The sequence below is a fragment of the Pseudomonas citronellolis genome, assembly GCF_001586155.1.
Taxonomy (GTDB): domain Bacteria; phylum Pseudomonadota; class Gammaproteobacteria; order Pseudomonadales; family Pseudomonadaceae; genus Pseudomonas; species Pseudomonas citronellolis.
On the sequence record NZ_CP014158.1, the window covers coordinates 1,525,550 to 1,540,511 of the forward strand.

Consider the following 14,962-nt stretch of genomic DNA (forward strand, 5'->3'; position numbering starts at 1 on the left):
CAAAGTACCGGCTGCATTGCCGGGCAGTAGCGAAGTTCAGCCGAGGTTAGCCAATGGACATCATCGATACCATCAAAGAGCAGATCGCCAACAACCCCATCCTGCTGTACATGAAAGGTTCGCCGAACGCTCCGCAGTGCGGTTTCTCCGCCCGCGCTGCGCAGGTGCTGATGGCCTGCGGCGAGAAATTCGCCTACGTCGACATCCTGCAGAACCCGGAAATCCGCGCCAACCTGCCGAAGTACGCCAACTGGCCGACCTTCCCGCAGCTGTGGGTGGGTGGCGAACTGGTCGGGGGCAGCGACATCCTCGTCGAGATGTTCGAAAAGGGCGAACTGCAGCCGCTGATCAAGCAGGCCGTCGGCAACGCCGAAGCCTGATCGCAGGCGTAGTCGCCGTAGCGAAGAACCCCGCGCCAGCGCGGGGTTTTTCATTTGTGCGGAGAAAGGATTCGAACCGATGGACGACCGCAAGAGAGCCCGCGCGGCCCGCTGGGCCTGCGCCTTCTGCTTCGGCGCCGGCGGGCTGGTGCATGGCAGCGCCATGGGGCGCATCCCGGCGCTGAAGAACCTCGCCGGCGTCGACGAGCAGGGCCTGGGCCAGGCGCTGCTGGGCGCCGGGCTCGGCGCATTGCTGGCGTTCTCCTTCGCCGGCTCCCTGGTGCGGCGCCTCGGCAGCCGGCGGGTGACCCTGGCCAGCGCCGCGGCGCTGCTGCTGGTGTTCCCGCTGCTGGGGCTGTGCCAGAGCTGGTGGGCGCTGGCTCTCGCGCTGCTGCTGGTAGGGCTGACCTTCGCCACCCTGGATGTGGCGATGAACACCCAGGCGGTGGAGGTGGAGCGCCTGCTGGGCCGGCCCTGCCTGTCCAGCCTGCATGGCATGTACAGCCTCGGCGGCCTGCTCGGCGCGCTGGGCGCGGCCTTGCTGGCGGGGCTCACGCCGTTCTGGCATTTCAGCCTGCTCGCCGTGCTGGCGCTGCTGGCGCTGCCGCTATTCGGCCGGCGCCTGCTGGAAGGGCGCAGCGAACCACAGGCCGACGCGCAACCGCGCCGGCGGGGGCTCCGGCTGCCGCCGGCGGCGCTGGTCGGCCTGGGGCTGCTGACGCTCTGCGCCTTCGTCTCCGAAGGCGCGGTGGCGGATTGGAGCGCGCTGCTGCTGCATAGCGTGCTGGGCGCTTCGGAGCGGATGGCCGCGCTAGGCTTCGCCGCCTTCTCGGCGACCATGGTGATCGGCCGGCTGTTCGGCGACCGGTTGCGCGTGCACGTCGCCGACGTCGCCCTGGTGCGCGGGCTCAGCCTGCTGGCCATCGCCGGCATGCTGCTGGCGCTGTTCGGCGGCCGCGTCGAGCTGTCGGTGGCGGGCTTCGCCCTGGTCGGCCTGGGGCTGTCGGTGGTGGTGCCGATCCTCATCGGCGCGGCCGGCAACCGGCCGGGCGTGGAGGCATCGAGCGGGGTCGCGGCGGTGGCGTCGTTCGGCTATGGCGGGCTGCTTCTGGGGCCGCCGCTGATCGGCATCCTGGCCGAGCACATCGGCCTGCGCCAGGCGTTGCTGGTGGTGGTGGGGCTGTGCGCGGGGCTGCTGTTCTGGGCGCACCTGGTGCGCCGCCCGCAGCAGGCGGGGTAGGGAAGAACGGGGGCGCCGCGCGAGGCGGCGCCCGCAACCGTCAGTCGTCTTCGTGCATGTGCGACTGCAGGTAGTTCTCCAGGCCGACCTTCTGGATCAGGCCGAGCTGGGTCTCCAGGTAGTCGATGTGCTCTTCCTCGGACTCGAGGATGTTCTTGAGCAGGTCGCGGCTGACGTAGTCATGCACGCTTTCGCAATGCACGATGGCGTCGCGCAGGTCCTTCGCGGCCTTGAGTTCCAGGTTCAGGTCGCACTGCAGCATTTCCTGGGTGTTCTCGCCGACCAGCAGCTTGCCCAGGTCCTGCAGGTTGGGCAGGCCCTCGAGGAAGAGGATGCGTTCGATGAGCTTGTCCGCATGCTTCATCTCGTCGATCGACTCGTGGTACTCGTGGGCGCCGAGGCGCTTCAGGCCCCAGTCGTTCCACATGCGCGAGTGCAGGAAGTATTGGTTGATGGCGATCAGCTCGTTACCGAGGACCTTGTTCAGATGCTGGATGACTTTCTTGTCGCCTTTCATGCCGAGTCCTGCCGTGTGGAGTGGGTAGGACTGGAATTTTCGCCCTCTTATAACCGGATGTCAAACGTAAGCTATTGATTTAGTTATAAAAAGGAATATGAATACGAATGTTTTCATTCCGCAGTTAGGCGCTAAATCCTTGAATTGCGGGCATAAAAAAACCGGGCCTGGGCCCGGTTCTTCTGGCGTATGCCGAATCGGCATCGCTCAACTGGCGGCATAGGCCAGCGAGTAGTTCATCGTTTGCGCGCCCTGCAGGTCGCCGAGTGTCTCGCGGACCACCTGCTTGGCGAGGCAGGCGCACTTGCCGCACTGAGTGCCGACGCCGGTGCTTTCACGCACTTCGCGGTAACTGCAGCATCCCTCATAGATCGCGTCGCGGATCTGGGTATCGGTAACACCTTGGCAGAGGCAGACGTACATGGATGGCACTACTGGTGTGGGGTTGTTGGCGTCGATACTAATGTTAATGAGAATGATTGTCAAAGCTTGAGAAGAGACTTTTTGGCGTGTCGACGAACGGTCTTTTGAAGGGGCGGAAGGGCCCAATCGCGGACGGAGTCCGCTCCTACGGTTCCAGGAAGCATGGCTTTTCGTAGGATGGCGTTGAGCGAAGCGATACCCATCAGCGCAACTGCATGGGTTTCGCAAGCTCAACCCATCCTACGAAGAGCACCTCGGCGTAAGCCTGAGGTTCAGGGAGGTACGGGCGTAGGAGCGGACTCCGTCCGCGATGGGGTTCACCGGCCACGCCGGACGTCCCGGTGGCACGAACAGCCCCAGGCATCGATCCAATAAAAAAGCCCCGCATCGGCGGGGCTTTCTCATAGCAAAGGGCCAAGAACAAGGATCAGTCCTCATCCTCCATCCACCCACCGCATTCCTTCCAGCGGTTGACGATCCCGCAGAACAGCTCCGCGGTCTTCTCGGTGTCGTAGCGCGCCGAGTGCGCCTCGCGGTTGTCGAACTCCATGCCGGCGGCCTGGCAGGCCTTGGCCAGGACCGTCTGGCCGTAGGCCAGGCCGGCGAGGGTGGCGGTGTCGAAGCTGGAGAAGGGGTGGAACGGGTTGCGCTTGATCCCGGTGCGGTTCACCGCGGCGTTGAGGAAGCCCAGGTCGAAGCTGCTGTTGTGGCCGACCAGGATCGCCCGCTTGCAGCCGTTGGCCTTCAGCGACTTGCGCACGCCACGGAAGATCTCGGTGAGCGCCTGCTCCTCGGCCACCGCCATGCGCAGCGGGTGGTCGAGCTTGATGCCGGTGAACTCCAGGGCCGCCGGCTCGATGTTGGCGCCTTCGAAGGGCTCGACGCGGAAGAAGTGGGTATGTTCCGGGAACAGGTAGCCGTTCTCGTCCATGCCGATGGTCACCGCGGCGATTTCCAGCAGGGCGTCGGTGGCGCAGTTGAAGCCGCCGGTCTCGACGTCCACCACCACCGGCAGGTAGCCGCGGAAGCGGCGCGCCATGGGGTGACGCGGGCCGGGGGGGAAGTTGCCGTCGAACTCCTCTTCGTAATGCTCCTCGCTCATGCGCCGGCCTCCAGCAGGCGCCAGCGCAGTTTTTCGCCGGCGCGCAGGGGCACCACCTCATGGTCGCCGAAGGGCAGGCTGGCCGGCGCCTGCCATTCCTCGCGGACCAGGGTGATGCTGTCGGCGTTGCGCGGCAGGCCGTAGAAGTCCGGGCCGTGGAAGCTGGCGAAGGCTTCCAGCTTGTCCAGGGCGTTGCGCTGCTCGAAGGCCTCGGCGTACAGCTCGATGGCGGCGTAGGCGGTGTAGCAGCCGGCGCAGCCGCAGGCCGCTTCCTTGGCGTGGCGGGCGTGGGGCGCCGAGTCGGTGCCGAGGAAGAACTTCGGGCTGCCGCTGGTGGCGGCGTCGAGCAGGGCTTCCTGGTGCACGTTGCGCTTGAGGATCGGCAGGCAATAGAAGTGCGGGCGGATGCCGCCGACCAGCATGTGGTTGCGGTTGTACAGCAGGTGGTGGGCGGTGATGGTGGCGCCGACGTTGGCCGGGGCGGCCAGGACGAACTGCGCCGCATCGCCGGTGGTGATGTGCTCGAACACCACCTTGAGCGTCGGGAAGCGCTCGACCACGCGGGCCAGGTGCTCGTCGATGAAGCGCTTCTCGCGGTCGAATACGTCCACCTCGGCGCGGGTCACCTCGCCGTGCACCAGCAGCGGCAGGCCGACCTCGGCCATGGCTTCGAGCACGTGGAAGATGTTGTCGATGCTGGTCACGCCGGAATCGGAGTTGGTGGTGGCGCCGGCCGGGTACAGCTTGGCCGCGTGGACGAAGCCGCTGGCCTTGGCGTTGCGCACGTCCTCGGCGCTGGTGCGGTCGGTGAGGTAGAGCACCATCAGCGGTTCGAAGCGGCTGCCGGCCGGGCGCGCGGCGAGGATGCGCTGGCGGTAGGCGTCGGCTTCGCCGGCGTTGCGCACCGGCGGCACCAGGTTGGGCATGACGATGGCGCGGCCGAAGGTGCGCGCGGCATCGCCGACGGTCTGGGCGAGGGCGGCGCCGTCGCGCAGGTGGATGTGCCAGTCGTCGGGGCGCAGCAGGGTCAGGCGGTCGGACATGGGGATACCAGAGGACGATTTGCAGCGGAATTGAAGTGGGGAAATGCTACCGGAAAAGCCCGCCGCCGGCACTCGCTATCAAGTTTCGCCGGGACCGTCCGATATCTCCTGGGTACTTTCCAGCATTACCCGGAGCCGTCCGTGCGCCATTCCTACTTTCTCCTGCTCGGCCTGTGCGCCAGCCTGCCGGCCTGGGGGCTGACCTTCCAGACGCGCCTGGAGAACGCGCGCTGGACGGCGGCGGGCGACCAGTTCGAATGCCGCCTGTCGCAACAGGTGGACGGCTTCGGCGTCGGCGAGTTCGTCTGGCGCGCCGGCGAGCAGCCGACCTTCCGCCTCAAGCCGCAGCGCAACTGGGCCGGCGGCGGCTCGGCGACGCTCCTGGCGGCGGCGCCGCCGTGGCGGCCGACCCAGGGCGACATCAACCTGGGCTCGGTGGCCCTGGTCGCCGGCGAGGTGCCCTTTACCAGCAGCCAGCAGCAGGCCGGGCGCCTGCTCGATGGCGTGCTGGAAGGGCGCAGCCCCGAGGTGCGCCTGCGCGCCATGGGTGGCCAGGACCTGCGGGTGCGCCTGCTGCCGGCGCGCTTCGCCGATGGCTACGCGCAGTTGCAGGATTGCTCGACGAAGATGCTGCCGGTGAACTTCGAGCAGGTGCGCCAGGCGCAGGTCGGCTTCCCCGGCGGCGGCGACGCCCTGGACGCCGTGGCCCGCGCCAAGCTGGACATCGTCCTGCAGTACCTCAAGGCCGACCCGACGGTGAACCGCATCGAGCTGGACGGCCATTCCGACAACAGCGGCAACCGCCTGAGCAACCGCGACATCTCGCGGCGCCGCGCGGTGGCGGTGATGGAGTACCTCAAGGCCCACGGCGTGCCCGAGGAGCAGATCACCGTGCGCTTCTACGGCGAGCGCTACCCGCTGGTGAAGAACAACTCCGAGGCCAACCGCGCGCGCAACCGCCGGGTGACCCTGCACCTGTCCCGCGAGGCCGTGCCGGAAACACCGCCGGCGCCCACCGCCGCGCCCAGCGCGCCGCCGCCCGCGCCGCCAGCCCCTGCGCCCGCGGCCCCGCAGGCCAAGACACCGGCCGGCAATGCCCCGGCTTCGGCGCCGCCGGGCCAGTCGCCAGCACGCGGCGCCTAGTCGCACTCACGATAGAATCTGTCGCTTTGTCGTCAAAAGCTGTCGCGCCTCTGTAATTTCCTGAAGCGCGGCAGTAGAATCGGGGGTTTTCGTGACAACCCCCCGTGGAGTGATGGCATGGCGGACGTGAAGAAGGTAGTCCTGGCGTATTCCGGTGGCCTGGATACCTCGGTGATTCTCAAGTGGCTGCAGGATACTTATAACTGCGAAGTGGTGACCTTCACTGCCGATCTCGGCCAGGGCGAAGAGGTCGAGCCTGCCCGCGCCAAGGCCAAGGCCCTGGGTGTGAAGGAAATCTACATCGAGGACCTGCGAGAAGAGTTCGTCCGCGACTTCGTCTTCCCGATGTTCCGCGCCAACACCATTTATGAAGGCGAGTACCTGCTGGGTACTTCCATCGCCCGTCCGCTGATCGCCAAGCGCCTGATCGAGATCGCCAACGAGACCGGCGCCGACGCCATCTCCCACGGCGCCACCGGCAAGGGCAACGACCAGGTGCGTTTCGAACTGGGCGCCTATGCGCTCAAGCCGGGCGTCAAGGTCATCGCCCCCTGGCGCGAGTGGGACCTGCTGTCCCGCGAGAAGCTGATGGACTACGCCGAGACCCACGGCATCCCGATCGAGCGCCACGGCAAGAAGAAGTCGCCGTACTCCATGGACGCCAACCTGCTGCACATCTCCTATGAGGGCGGCGTGCTGGAAGACACCTGGACCGAGCACGAAGAGGACATGTGGAAGTGGACCGTCTCCCCGGAGAAGGCCCCCGACGCTGCGACTTACATCGAGCTGACCTACCGCAAGGGCGACATCGTCGCCATCGACGGCAAGGAAATGACCCCGGCGCAGGTGCTGACCGAGCTGAACCGCATCGGCGGCGCCAACGGCATCGGCCGCCTCGACATCGTCGAGAACCGCTATGTCGGCATGAAGTCCCGCGGCTGCTACGAGACCCCCGGCGGCACCATCATGCTCAAGGCCCACCGCGCCATCGAGTCGATCACCCTGGACCGCGAAGTCGCTCACCTGAAGGACGAGCTGATGCCGCGCTACGCCAAGCTGATCTACACCGGCTACTGGTGGAGCCCGGAGCGCGAGATGCTGCAGCAGATGATCGACGCCTCCCAGGAGTACGTGAACGGCGTGGTGCGCCTGAAGCTGTACAAGGGCAACGTCATCGTGGTCGGCCGCAAGTCCGACGACTCGCTGTTCGACGCCAACATCGCGACCTTCGAGGAAGACGGCGGCGCCTACAACCAGGCCGACGCCGCGGGCTTCATCAAGCTCAACGCGCTGCGCATGCGCATCGCCGCGAACAAGGGCCGCAAGCTGTTCTGATAAGCTGAGCCAGACAAGCCCCGGCCACGAGCCGGGGTTTGCTTTTATGCGCCCGAAACGGGCCGGATGAGGAGAACGACCCCCATGAGACTGCTGCATACCATGCTGCGCGTCGGCGATATGGACAAGTCCATCGCCTTCTACACCGAAGTCCTGGGCATGACCCTGCTGCGCCGCAAGGACTACCCGGACGGCCAGTTCACCCTGGCCTTCGTCGGCTACGGCGCCGAGGACGAGAACAGCGTCATCGAGCTGACCTACAACTGGGGTGTGGACAAGTACGAGCTGGGCACCGGCTACGGCCACATCGCCCTGGAAGTGGACGACGTCTACAAGGCCTGCGAGGACATCCGCTCGCGCGGCGGCAAGATCACCCGCGAGCCGGGCCCGATGAAGCACGGCACCAGCATCCTGGCCTTCGTCGAGGACCCGGACGGCTACAAGATCGAGCTGCTGTCGCCGCAGCGCAAGGACTGAGCCGGAAAGACGAAGCCCCGCCACGGCTACGGCGTTATCCGCCGAATCGCGGACGGAGTCCGCTCCTACGACTCCAGGAAACGCGGCTTTTCGTAGGATGGCGTTGAGCGGAGCGATACCCATCACCACGGCAGCATGGGTATCGCAAGCTCAACCCATCCTACGAGGAGCCCCTCGGCGTAAGCTTAAGGTTCAGGGAGGCGCGGACGTAGGAGCGGACTCCAGGAAGCGCGGATTTTCGTAGGATGGCGTTGAGCGGAGCGATACCCATCACCATGGCAGCATGGGTATCGCAAGCTCAACCCATCCTACGAAAAGCACCTCGGCGTAAGCCTAAGGTTCAGGGAGGCACGGGCGTAGGAGCGGACTTTGTCCGCGATTGGGCTCACCGGCCACGCCGCACGCCCCGGAGGCACGAACAGCCAGAGGGCTGGGGCGAGGGGGCGGAGCCAGGATCAGGCGCCATGGCCGCGCCAGAAAAACGAAGCCCCGCCAAGTGCGGGGCTTTTTTCAGCTTGGGCGCAAGGTTCAGAGGTCGAAATCGTAGTCCGACAGCTGGCGCTGCAGGCGGCGCTCTTCGAGGTAGTTGTCGATGATGCGGCGCTTAGTGAGGTTGGTCTTGGCGACTTCGACGACGGCTTCGACGCTGTCGTCGGCATCGTCGGTGCTCACTTCGTCTTCGAGCTCGAGATCTTCTTTATCGGCCATAACGATCACTCCAACGTGCGGGGTGTGCTTGGCGCCCCTTATAGCGACAAAGCTCGGGGCGGTAAAAAAGATTTTTTCAATGAGCGGCGATGCTTTTGACGATAGCGCTCAATCGTCGGAAGTCTTGTGCTTGTACTCGCACAGGTCCTCGATGCGGCAGCTGCCGCACTGCGGCTTGCGCGCCTTGCAGACGTAGCGGCCATGCAGGATCAGCCAGTGGTGGGCGTCCAGCAGGTATTCCCTGGGCACGAACTTGAGCAGCTTGCGTTCCACCTCCAGGACGTTCTTCCCCGGCGCGATGTTGGTGCGGTTGGCGACGCGGAAAATATGCGTGTCCACCGCCATGGCCAACTGGCGGAAGGCGGTGTTGAGCACCACGTTGGCGGTCTTGCGCCCGACGCCGGGCAGGGCCTCCAGGTCCTCGCGGTTCTCCGGCACCTTGCTGCCGTGTTTCTCGATGAGGATGCGGCAGGTCTCGATGACGTTCTTCGCCTTGCTGTTGTACAGGCCGATGGTCTTGATGTACTCCGACAGCCCGTCCACGCCCAGGGCGTAGATGGCTTCGGGGGTGTTGGCCACCGGGTAGAGCTTGGCCGTGGCCTTGTTCACCCCGACGTCGGTGGCCTGGGCGGAGAGGATCACCGCGATGAGCAACTCGAAGGGCGAGTCGTAGGCCAGCTCGGTCTTGGGGTCGGGGTTGTCTTCTCGCAGTCGGCGGAAAATCTCCGCGCGCTTGGCGGCATTCATTCGATCACTCCGGTCACGCGGACGCGCTGGCGCTCTGCGGCGGGTACGTTGCCCGCCTGCGCCTTGGCGCGTTCCGCCAGGCTTTCATCGATACGGTTCTTCAGGGCTATCAGCAGGCCCAGCAGGAGGAAGGCGCCGGGCGGCAGCACGGCGAGCAGGAAGCCCTGGTAATCGGCTATCTGCAGCTTCCAGCCGGCGGCGGCCGGACCGAACAGCAGGTTCATGTCGGCCAGCAGGGTGCCGTGGCCGATGAGTTCGCGCAAGGTGCCCAGCACCAGCAGCACCAGGGCGAAGCCGGTGCCGGTCATCAGGCCGTCGAAGGCCGCGCGGGCCACGCCGTTGCGCGCAGCGAAGGCCTCGGCGCGGCCGAGGATCACGCAGTTGGTGGTGATCAGCGGGATGAAGATGCCGAGGATCTGGTACAGCTCGTAGGTCCAGGCCTGCATCAGCAGTTCGATGCAGGTGGTCAGCGCGGCGATGATCAGCACGAACACCGGCAGCCGCACCGCCTCGCCGACCCAGCGCCGTGTCGCGGAGATGGCGGCGTTGGAGCAGGCCAGCACGAAGATGGTCGCCAGGCCCAGGCCCAGGGCGTTGACCATGGAGTTGCTGGTGCCCAGCAGCGGGCACAGGCCCAGCAGCTGGACCAGCCCGGGGTTGTTCCGCCACAGGCCCTGGCGGGCGATTTCGCGGTAGCTATTCATGTTGTTCGCCTCCGGCCGCCGGCGCCAGCAGCGCGGCCTTGTGCGCATCGAAATACTGCAGCGCCTTGTGCGTGGCCTTGACCACGGCGCGCGGGGTGACGGTGGCGCCGGCGAACTGGTCGAACCGGCCGCCGTCCTTCTTCACCTTCCAGCCGGCCTCGTCCGGGTCGGCCAGGGAGCGGCCGTCGAAGCCGTGCAGCCAGTCGCTCTTGCCCGGCTCGATCTTGTCGCCCAGGCCCGGGGTTTCCTTGTGCGCCACCACGCGCACGCCGAGCAGGCGGCCTTCGGCGCTGACCCCCACCAGCAGCTCGATGGCGCCGCTGTAGCCGTCCGGCGCGGTGGCCGGGAGTATGACGCCGGTGGCGCGGCCCCGCAGGCGGGCGACGAAGGCCTGGGCCGGCTGCGGCTTGCCCAGCAGCTTGGGCTCGAAGACTTCGACGGGGGCGTCCAGCGGGTGGTTGTCGTAGCTGCCCGGCGGCAGCAGCTCCAGCAGCAGGCGCCCGCGCGCCTCGCGCTGGGCCTGCTCGATGCGCGCCTGGGTGAACTGGTGAACCACCGCCACCAGGCCGACGCAGAGCACCGCGAAGGCCCCCAGCAGCAGGGCGTTCTTCAACATGGAACGGCGGCTGTCGGCCATCTCATTCCCCCAGCTTGAAGCCGCGCTTGGGCTTCTTGTGCCCGTAGGTGCGCGGGCGGGTGTAGTAGTCGATGGTCGGCGCGGCCAGGTTCATCAGCAGCACGGCGAAGGCCACGCCATCGGGGTAGCCGCCCCAGGCGCGGATCACGTAGGTGACGATGCCCACGCCGAGGCCGAACACCAGGCGCCCGCGGTTGCTGGTGGCGCCGGAAACCGGGTCGGTGACGATGAAGAACGCGCCGAGCATGGCCGCGCCGCTGAACAGGTGGAACAGCGGCGAGCCGTGGGAATCCGAGCCCGAGCCGTTCCAGAACAGCAGGCTCATGACGAACAGGCCGCCGAGCATGCCCACCGGCGCATGCCAGGTGAACAGCTTGCGCCAGAGCAGGAACAGGCCGCCGGCGAGGAAGGCCAGGTTGACCAGTTCCACGCCGCGCCCGCCGACATGGCCGAAGGCCGTGCTCTGCGTCAGCAGCTCGTCGATGGTCAGGCTGTGGTTGTTCTTCAGCACGTCCAGGGCGGTGGCGCCGGCCCAGGCGTCCGGCGGCGGCGCGCCCAGGCCGAGGATGCGCGACAGGCCGTCGACCAGGCCGAGGCCGGCGTCCGGGCTGGGCCAGCGCGTCATTTCCAGGGGGAAGGACACCAGCACCACCACGTAGCCGAGCATCGCCGGGTTGAACGGGTTCTGCCCGAGGCCGCCGTACAGGTGCTTGCCGAACACCAGGGCGAAGGCAGTAGCCAGCAGGCTCAGCCACCAGGGCGCGTAGGGCGGCAGGGCCAGGGCCAGGAGCACGGCGGTGACCAGCGCGCTGCCGTCCTTGAGGAACACCGCCAGCGGGCGCTTGCGCAGGTGCAGCATCAGCGCTTCGGTGCCCAGGGCCACGGCGCTGCACCAGAGCAGGTTGAACAGCGGGCCGACGCCGTACAAGGCGATCAGCGCCAGGGCGCCCGGGGCCAGCGCGGCTAGCACCTGCAGCATGACCTTCTGCGTGCGATTGGCGCCGGTGGCGTGGGGCGAGGAAAAACGCGGCAGGGCCATGGTCACTCCGTATCGCGCGCGGCCAGCGCGTTTTCCGCCGCCGCCAGGCGCTCGCGCGCGGCAGTTAGGCGGGCTTCGTCGGCGCCTTCGCGTTCGAGCTTCTTGAGATCGGCGCGGGCGTAGGCCAGTTCGGTCTTGAGGGCGCGAGTGGCGGCGTCCACCGGGCGCTTGTCGATGCGTTGCAGGTTCGGCGCCGGCTTGCCGCTGGCGTCCTCGGCGGCGTGCAGCTGGCGCTCGGCCTCGACCAGGGCTTCGCGCAGCAGGGCCAGTTCGGCATCGCCGGCACCGTCCTGCTCGGCTTTCCTCAGCTCGGCGCGGCGGGTGACCAGGGCGATCTTGGCCTTCTTCAGGTTCGCCATGCCGTCGCCGGCGGGTTCCGCCTTGGCTTCGGGCGCTGTCTGCAATTGCGCCAGGTGACGCTCGGCCCGTTCGGCGGCTTCGCGCAGCTGGGCGAGGGTGGCCTGCTGCTGTTCGTCTGGCGCTTCGCCAAAGGCTTTCTCGGACTTCTTCAATTGGGCGCGGGCCATGGCGGCGTCGATCTTCGCCTTCTTCAGGACCGCTTCGTCGCCGATCGCTGGTTTGGGAGCGGCGGGGGCTGGTTCGGCTTCGGCGGCTTCCAGGGCCTGGCGGGCCTGCTCGGCGGCCTGGCGCAGCGTCTCGACCTGGGCGCGCAGTTGCTCGGTGTCGTGGGCGGCCAGTTGCTTCTCGGCCTTCTGCAGGGCGACGCGGGCCATGCTGGCTTCGATCTTCAGCCGCTTGAGGTCGGCGCCGGCGTTGCCCACGGCCTTCTCCGCCTTCACCCGTTCGATGACCGACTGCGGTGCTTCCGCCACTGGCGCGGCAGCCTGGGCTTCGCGGGCGCGGGCGGCGCGTTCCAGGCGGGCCTGGCGTTCCTCGGCCTTGCGTTGCTCCTCGCGGCGCAGGCGTTCCTGGCGGTGCTCGAAGCGCAGGCGCGAGTGTTCGGCCTTCTGCTGTTTCAGCTGCAGTTCGCGGATGTCCGCCTTGGCCGCGCGGTAGTACTGCACCAGCGGGATGCTGGAGGGGCAGACGTAGGCGCAGGCGCCGCACTCGATGCAGTCGAACAGGTTGTAGGCCTGCAACTGCTCGTGGTCGTCGCCCTGGGCGAAGAAGTACAGCTGCTGCGGCAGCAGGCTGGCCGGGCAGGCCTGGGCGCAGTCGCCGCAGCGGATGCACGGCAGCGCCGGCGGCGGCGCCGGCAGTTCCTCGGCGGTCGCGGCCAGCAGACAGTTGGCGGTTTTGATCAGCGGGGCCTGCAGGTCGCCGAGGGTGATGCCCATCAGCGGGCCGCCCATGACCAGGCGGCCGAGCCGGCCGCGGTCCAGCCCGGCGAATTCCAGCAGTTCGCCCACCGGCGTGCCGAGCAGTGCCTCGACGTTCATCGGCCGCGCGAGGGCGGCGCCGGTCAGGGTGGTGATGCGCGAGATCAGCGGGCGCCCGAGGATCAGCGCGTCGCGCAGCGCCACGGCGGTGCCGACGTTGACGCAGACCATGCCGATGTCCGCCGGCAGACCGCCGCTGGGCACCTCGCGGCCGCTGAGCAGCTGGATCAGTTGGCGTTCGCCGCCGGAGGGGTACTTGGTGGGGACCACCCGCAGTTCGATGGCGCGCTCGCCGATGGCCTGGCGCAGGGCCTCGATGGCCTGGGGCTTGTCGTCCTCGATGCCGAGCAGCACCTGCTGCGGTTGCAGCAGGTGGATGAGAATCTCGATGCCTTCCACCAGTTCGGCCGCGCGTTCGCGCATCAGCATGTCGTCGGCGCTGATGTAGGGCTCGCACTCGGCGCCGTTGATCACCAGGGTGTGCAGGTCTTCGGCGGCGCGGGCGGCCAGCTTGGCGGCGGTGGGGAAGCCGGCGCCGCCGAGCCCGGCGATGCCGGCCTGGCGGATGCGCTCCAGCAGGGCGGCGGGGCTTTCCTGGCGGTAGTCGGGGCAGAGCTGCAAGGGCGCCCATTCGTCCAGTCCGTCGGCGTCGATGACGATGGCTTCGGCCAGCAGGCCGGAGGGATGTGGATAAGGCTGCTCGCCGATCGCCACCACCGTGCCGGAGGTCGGCGCATGCACGGCGGCGCTGATGGCGCTGCCGGGGCTGGCGATCATCTGGCCCTTGAGCACGCGCTCGCCGACGTCCACGCAGAGCAGGGCCGGCGCGCCGGTGTGTTGCTGCAGCGGCAGGATCAGCCGGCTGGGCAGCGGCGCCCGGACGATGGGGCCGGCGGTGGATTGCGCCTTGTTGGGCGGCAGATACAGGCCGCCGGGGAAGTCCCAGGCCTTGGCGTTCATGCGGCCTGCTCCCGGTCGCTGGCGATCAGCCGGGCATCGGGCAGCGGCCATTTCCAGTCGCGCACGCCGACTTCCAGGTCGAGCATGTCGATGCAGTCCACCGGGCAGGGCTCGACGCACAGGTCGCAGCCGGTGCATTCGGCGGCGATCACCGTGTGCATCTGCCGCGCGGCGCCGACGATGGCGTCCACCGGGCAGGCCTGGATGCACTTGGTGCAGCCGATGCACTCGGCCTCGCGGATGAAGGCCACGCGCGGCGGGGTTTCCTCCGGCGCGTCCAGGGGCGGCGCCTCGACGTCGAGCAGGTCGGCGAGGGCGGCGATGGTGGTGCTGCCGCCGGGCGGGCACTTGTTGATCGCATCGCCCTGGGCGATGGCTTCGGCGTAGGGCTTGCAGCCGGCATAGCCGCATTGCCCGCACTGGGTCTGCGGCAGCAGGTCGTTAACCTGTTCGGCCACCGGCTCGCCCGCGACGCGGTAGCGCACCGCCGCGTAGCCGAGCAGGGCGCCGCTGGCCAGGCACAGGGCCAGCAGCACACCGACCGCGAGCAGCACGGCAGTCATAGCTTGATCAGCCCGGTGAAGCCCATGAACGCCAGGGACATCAGCCCGGCGGTGATCATGCCGATGGCCGCGCCCTGGAACGGCTTGGGCACGTCGGCGATGGCGATGCGCTCGCGCAGGGCGGCGAACAGCACCAGCACCAGGGAGAAGCCCAGCCCGGCGCCGAAGCCCTGCACGCTGGACTGCAGGAAACCGTACTCGGGCTTGTTGGCGTTGAGCAGGGCCACGCCGAGGACGATGCAGTTGGTGGTGATCAGCGGCAGGAAGATGCCCAGCACGCGGTACAGCAGCGGGCTGCTCTTCTTCACCAGCAGCTCGGTGAACTGCACCACCACGGCGATCACCAGGATGAAGCCGATGGTGCGCAGGTACTCCAGGTCCAGCGGCCGCAGCACGTAGCGCTGCAGGATGTAGCTGCAGATCGAGGCCAGGGTCAGCACGAAGGTGGTGGCCAGGGCCAGGCCGATGGCCGTCTCGATCTTGCGCGACACGCCCATGAACGGGCACAGGCCGAGGAACTGCACCAGCACGAAGTTGTTGACCAGGATGGCGCTGACCAGGATCAGGGCGAGTTCGGTCATGGCCGGGCGCCTCGGGCCGGGCG

Annotated in this window: 17 protein-coding genes; 5 read left to right on the forward strand and 12 right to left on the reverse strand. The window is 67.7% G+C overall.

Annotated features, from left to right (window positions below):
- Window positions 1-53 precede the first annotated feature (53 nt).
- Together grxD and PcP3B5_RS06905 are read left to right on the forward strand one after the other, a co-directional pair.
- A complete protein-coding gene (gene grxD, locus PcP3B5_RS06900) occupies window positions 54-380 on the forward strand; it encodes a Grx4 family monothiol glutaredoxin (RefSeq protein WP_058070522.1) in 327 nt (108 codons plus the stop codon).
- A gap of 79 nt (window positions 381-459) precedes the next feature.
- The gene (locus PcP3B5_RS06905; RefSeq protein WP_061560877.1) at window positions 460-1,620 is read left to right on the forward strand and encodes an MFS transporter; all 1,161 of its coding nucleotides are present in this window, start codon (window positions 460-462) and stop codon (window positions 1,618-1,620) included.
- A 40-nt stretch (window positions 1,621-1,660) separates the two neighbouring features.
- Here PcP3B5_RS06905 and bfrB read toward each other — a convergent pair whose 3' ends face one another.
- From bfrB to pyrC, 4 genes are all read right to left on the reverse strand, one after another.
- Window positions 1,661-2,137, reverse strand: coding sequence for a bacterioferritin BfrB (bfrB, locus tag PcP3B5_RS06910; RefSeq protein WP_009618404.1), 477 nt, complete (start codon window positions 2,135-2,137; stop codon window positions 1,661-1,663).
- Between the two features lie 207 nt (window positions 2,138-2,344).
- Window positions 2,345-2,560, reverse strand: a complete 216-nt coding sequence (locus PcP3B5_RS06915; RefSeq protein ID WP_009618406.1) for a bacterioferritin-associated ferredoxin — start codon at window positions 2,558-2,560, stop codon at window positions 2,345-2,347.
- 427 nt (window positions 2,561-2,987) lie between these two features.
- Window positions 2,988-3,662 (reverse strand): ribonuclease T, encoded by a 675-nt coding sequence (rnt, locus tag PcP3B5_RS06920; protein ID WP_009618408.1) that lies wholly within the window; start codon window positions 3,660-3,662, stop codon window positions 2,988-2,990.
- Window positions 3,659-4,705 (reverse strand): dihydroorotase, encoded by a 1,047-nt coding sequence (pyrC, locus tag PcP3B5_RS06925; protein ID WP_061560878.1) that lies wholly within the window; start codon window positions 4,703-4,705, stop codon window positions 3,659-3,661. Before pyrC ends, rnt begins: the two co-directional genes overlap by 4 nt.
- 141 nt (window positions 4,706-4,846) lie before the next feature.
- Between pyrC and PcP3B5_RS06930 the strand changes: the two genes are divergently transcribed.
- The 3 genes from PcP3B5_RS06930 (at window position 4,847) to gloA (ending at window position 7,660) form a co-directional block, all read left to right on the forward strand.
- Window positions 4,847-5,848, forward strand: a complete 1,002-nt coding sequence (locus PcP3B5_RS06930) for a flagellar protein MotY (RefSeq protein WP_061560879.1) — start codon at window positions 4,847-4,849, stop codon at window positions 5,846-5,848.
- Between the two features lie 117 nt (window positions 5,849-5,965).
- Window positions 5,966-7,183: an argininosuccinate synthase gene (locus tag PcP3B5_RS06935; protein WP_061560880.1), complete on the forward strand. Its 1,218-nt coding sequence runs from the start codon at window positions 5,966-5,968 to the stop codon at window positions 7,181-7,183.
- A gap of 84 nt (window positions 7,184-7,267) precedes the next feature.
- Window positions 7,268-7,660 carry a lactoylglutathione lyase gene (gene gloA, locus PcP3B5_RS06940; protein WP_009618415.1) on the forward strand — a complete coding sequence of 131 codons (393 nt, stop codon included), beginning with the start codon at window positions 7,268-7,270 and terminating at the stop codon, window positions 7,658-7,660.
- 528 nt (window positions 7,661-8,188) lie between these two features.
- Here gloA and PcP3B5_RS06945 read toward each other — a convergent pair.
- The 8 genes from PcP3B5_RS06945 to rsxA form a co-directional block, all read right to left on the reverse strand.
- The gene (locus PcP3B5_RS06945) at window positions 8,189-8,368 is read right to left on the reverse strand and encodes a PA3496 family putative envelope integrity protein (RefSeq protein WP_009620730.1); all 180 of its coding nucleotides are present in this window, start codon (window positions 8,366-8,368) and stop codon (window positions 8,189-8,191) included.
- 108 nt (window positions 8,369-8,476) lie between these two features.
- The gene (nth, locus tag PcP3B5_RS06950) at window positions 8,477-9,115 is read right to left on the reverse strand and encodes an endonuclease III (protein ID WP_009620729.1); all 639 of its coding nucleotides are present in this window, start codon (window positions 9,113-9,115) and stop codon (window positions 8,477-8,479) included.
- The gene (locus tag PcP3B5_RS06955) at window positions 9,112-9,819 is read right to left on the reverse strand and encodes an electron transport complex subunit E (protein ID WP_043272495.1); all 708 of its coding nucleotides are present in this window, start codon (window positions 9,817-9,819) and stop codon (window positions 9,112-9,114) included. The genes nth and PcP3B5_RS06955 overlap by 4 nt, the downstream gene beginning before the upstream one ends.
- Window positions 9,812-10,456: an electron transport complex subunit RsxG gene (gene rsxG, locus PcP3B5_RS06960; RefSeq protein ID WP_061560881.1), complete on the reverse strand. Its 645-nt coding sequence runs from the start codon at window positions 10,454-10,456 to the stop codon at window positions 9,812-9,814. The genes PcP3B5_RS06955 and rsxG overlap by 8 nt, the downstream gene beginning before the upstream one ends.
- 1 nt (window position 10,457) lies before the next feature.
- Window positions 10,458-11,495, reverse strand: a complete 1,038-nt coding sequence (locus PcP3B5_RS06965) for an RnfABCDGE type electron transport complex subunit D (protein ID WP_061560882.1) — start codon at window positions 11,493-11,495, stop codon at window positions 10,458-10,460.
- Between the two features lie 2 nt (window positions 11,496-11,497).
- Complete coding sequence (gene rsxC / locus PcP3B5_RS06970) at window positions 11,498-13,795, reverse strand: electron transport complex subunit RsxC (RefSeq protein WP_061560883.1); 2,298 nt, start codon at window positions 13,793-13,795, stop codon at window positions 11,498-11,500.
- Window positions 13,792-14,358: an electron transport complex subunit RsxB gene (gene rsxB, locus PcP3B5_RS06975; protein ID WP_061560884.1), complete on the reverse strand. Its 567-nt coding sequence runs from the start codon at window positions 14,356-14,358 to the stop codon at window positions 13,792-13,794. Before rsxB ends, rsxC begins: the two co-directional genes overlap by 4 nt.
- Window positions 14,355-14,939 (reverse strand): electron transport complex subunit RsxA, encoded by a 585-nt coding sequence (gene rsxA, locus PcP3B5_RS06980; protein WP_043315811.1) that lies wholly within the window; start codon window positions 14,937-14,939, stop codon window positions 14,355-14,357. The genes rsxB and rsxA overlap by 4 nt, the downstream gene beginning before the upstream one ends.
- Between the last annotated feature and the right edge of the window lie 23 nt (window positions 14,940-14,962).

What these genes read in the sequence shown, in the direction of transcription:
- grxD (WP_058070522.1), top strand. Translation starts at nt 54, where the DNA reads ATGGACATCATCGATACCATCAAAGAGCAGATCGCCAACAACCCCATC.
- PcP3B5_RS06905 (WP_061560877.1), top strand. Translation starts at nt 460, where the DNA reads ATGGACGACCGCAAGAGAGCCCGCGCGGCCCGCTGGGCCTGCGCCTTC.
- bfrB (WP_009618404.1), bottom strand. Translation starts at nt 2,137, where the DNA reads ATGAAAGGCGACAAGAAAGTCATCCAGCATCTGAACAAGGTCCTCGGT.
- PcP3B5_RS06915 (WP_009618406.1), bottom strand. Translation starts at nt 2,560, where the DNA reads ATGTACGTCTGCCTCTGCCAAGGTGTTACCGATACCCAGATCCGCGAC.
- rnt (WP_009618408.1), bottom strand. Translation starts at nt 3,662, where the DNA reads ATGAGCGAGGAGCATTACGAAGAGGAGTTCGACGGCAACTTCCCCCCC.
- pyrC (WP_061560878.1), bottom strand. Translation starts at nt 4,705, where the DNA reads ATGTCCGACCGCCTGACCCTGCTGCGCCCCGACGACTGGCACATCCAC.
- PcP3B5_RS06935 (WP_061560880.1), top strand. Translation starts at nt 5,966, where the DNA reads ATGGCGGACGTGAAGAAGGTAGTCCTGGCGTATTCCGGTGGCCTGGAT.
- gloA (WP_009618415.1), top strand. Translation starts at nt 7,268, where the DNA reads ATGAGACTGCTGCATACCATGCTGCGCGTCGGCGATATGGACAAGTCC.
- PcP3B5_RS06945 (WP_009620730.1), bottom strand. Translation starts at nt 8,368, where the DNA reads ATGGCCGATAAAGAAGATCTCGAGCTCGAAGACGAAGTGAGCACCGAC.
- nth (WP_009620729.1), bottom strand. Translation starts at nt 9,115, where the DNA reads ATGAATGCCGCCAAGCGCGCGGAGATTTTCCGCCGACTGCGAGAAGAC.
- PcP3B5_RS06955 (WP_043272495.1), bottom strand. Translation starts at nt 9,819, where the DNA reads ATGAATAGCTACCGCGAAATCGCCCGCCAGGGCCTGTGGCGGAACAAC.
- rsxG (WP_061560881.1), bottom strand. Translation starts at nt 10,456, where the DNA reads ATGGCCGACAGCCGCCGTTCCATGTTGAAGAACGCCCTGCTGCTGGGG.
- PcP3B5_RS06965 (WP_061560882.1), bottom strand. Translation starts at nt 11,495, where the DNA reads ATGGCCCTGCCGCGTTTTTCCTCGCCCCACGCCACCGGCGCCAATCGC.
- rsxC (WP_061560883.1), bottom strand. Translation starts at nt 13,795, where the DNA reads ATGAACGCCAAGGCCTGGGACTTCCCCGGCGGCCTGTATCTGCCGCCC.
- rsxB (WP_061560884.1), bottom strand. Translation starts at nt 14,358, where the DNA reads ATGACTGCCGTGCTGCTCGCGGTCGGTGTGCTGCTGGCCCTGTGCCTG.
- rsxA (WP_043315811.1), bottom strand. Translation starts at nt 14,939, where the DNA reads ATGACCGAACTCGCCCTGATCCTGGTCAGCGCCATCCTGGTCAACAAC.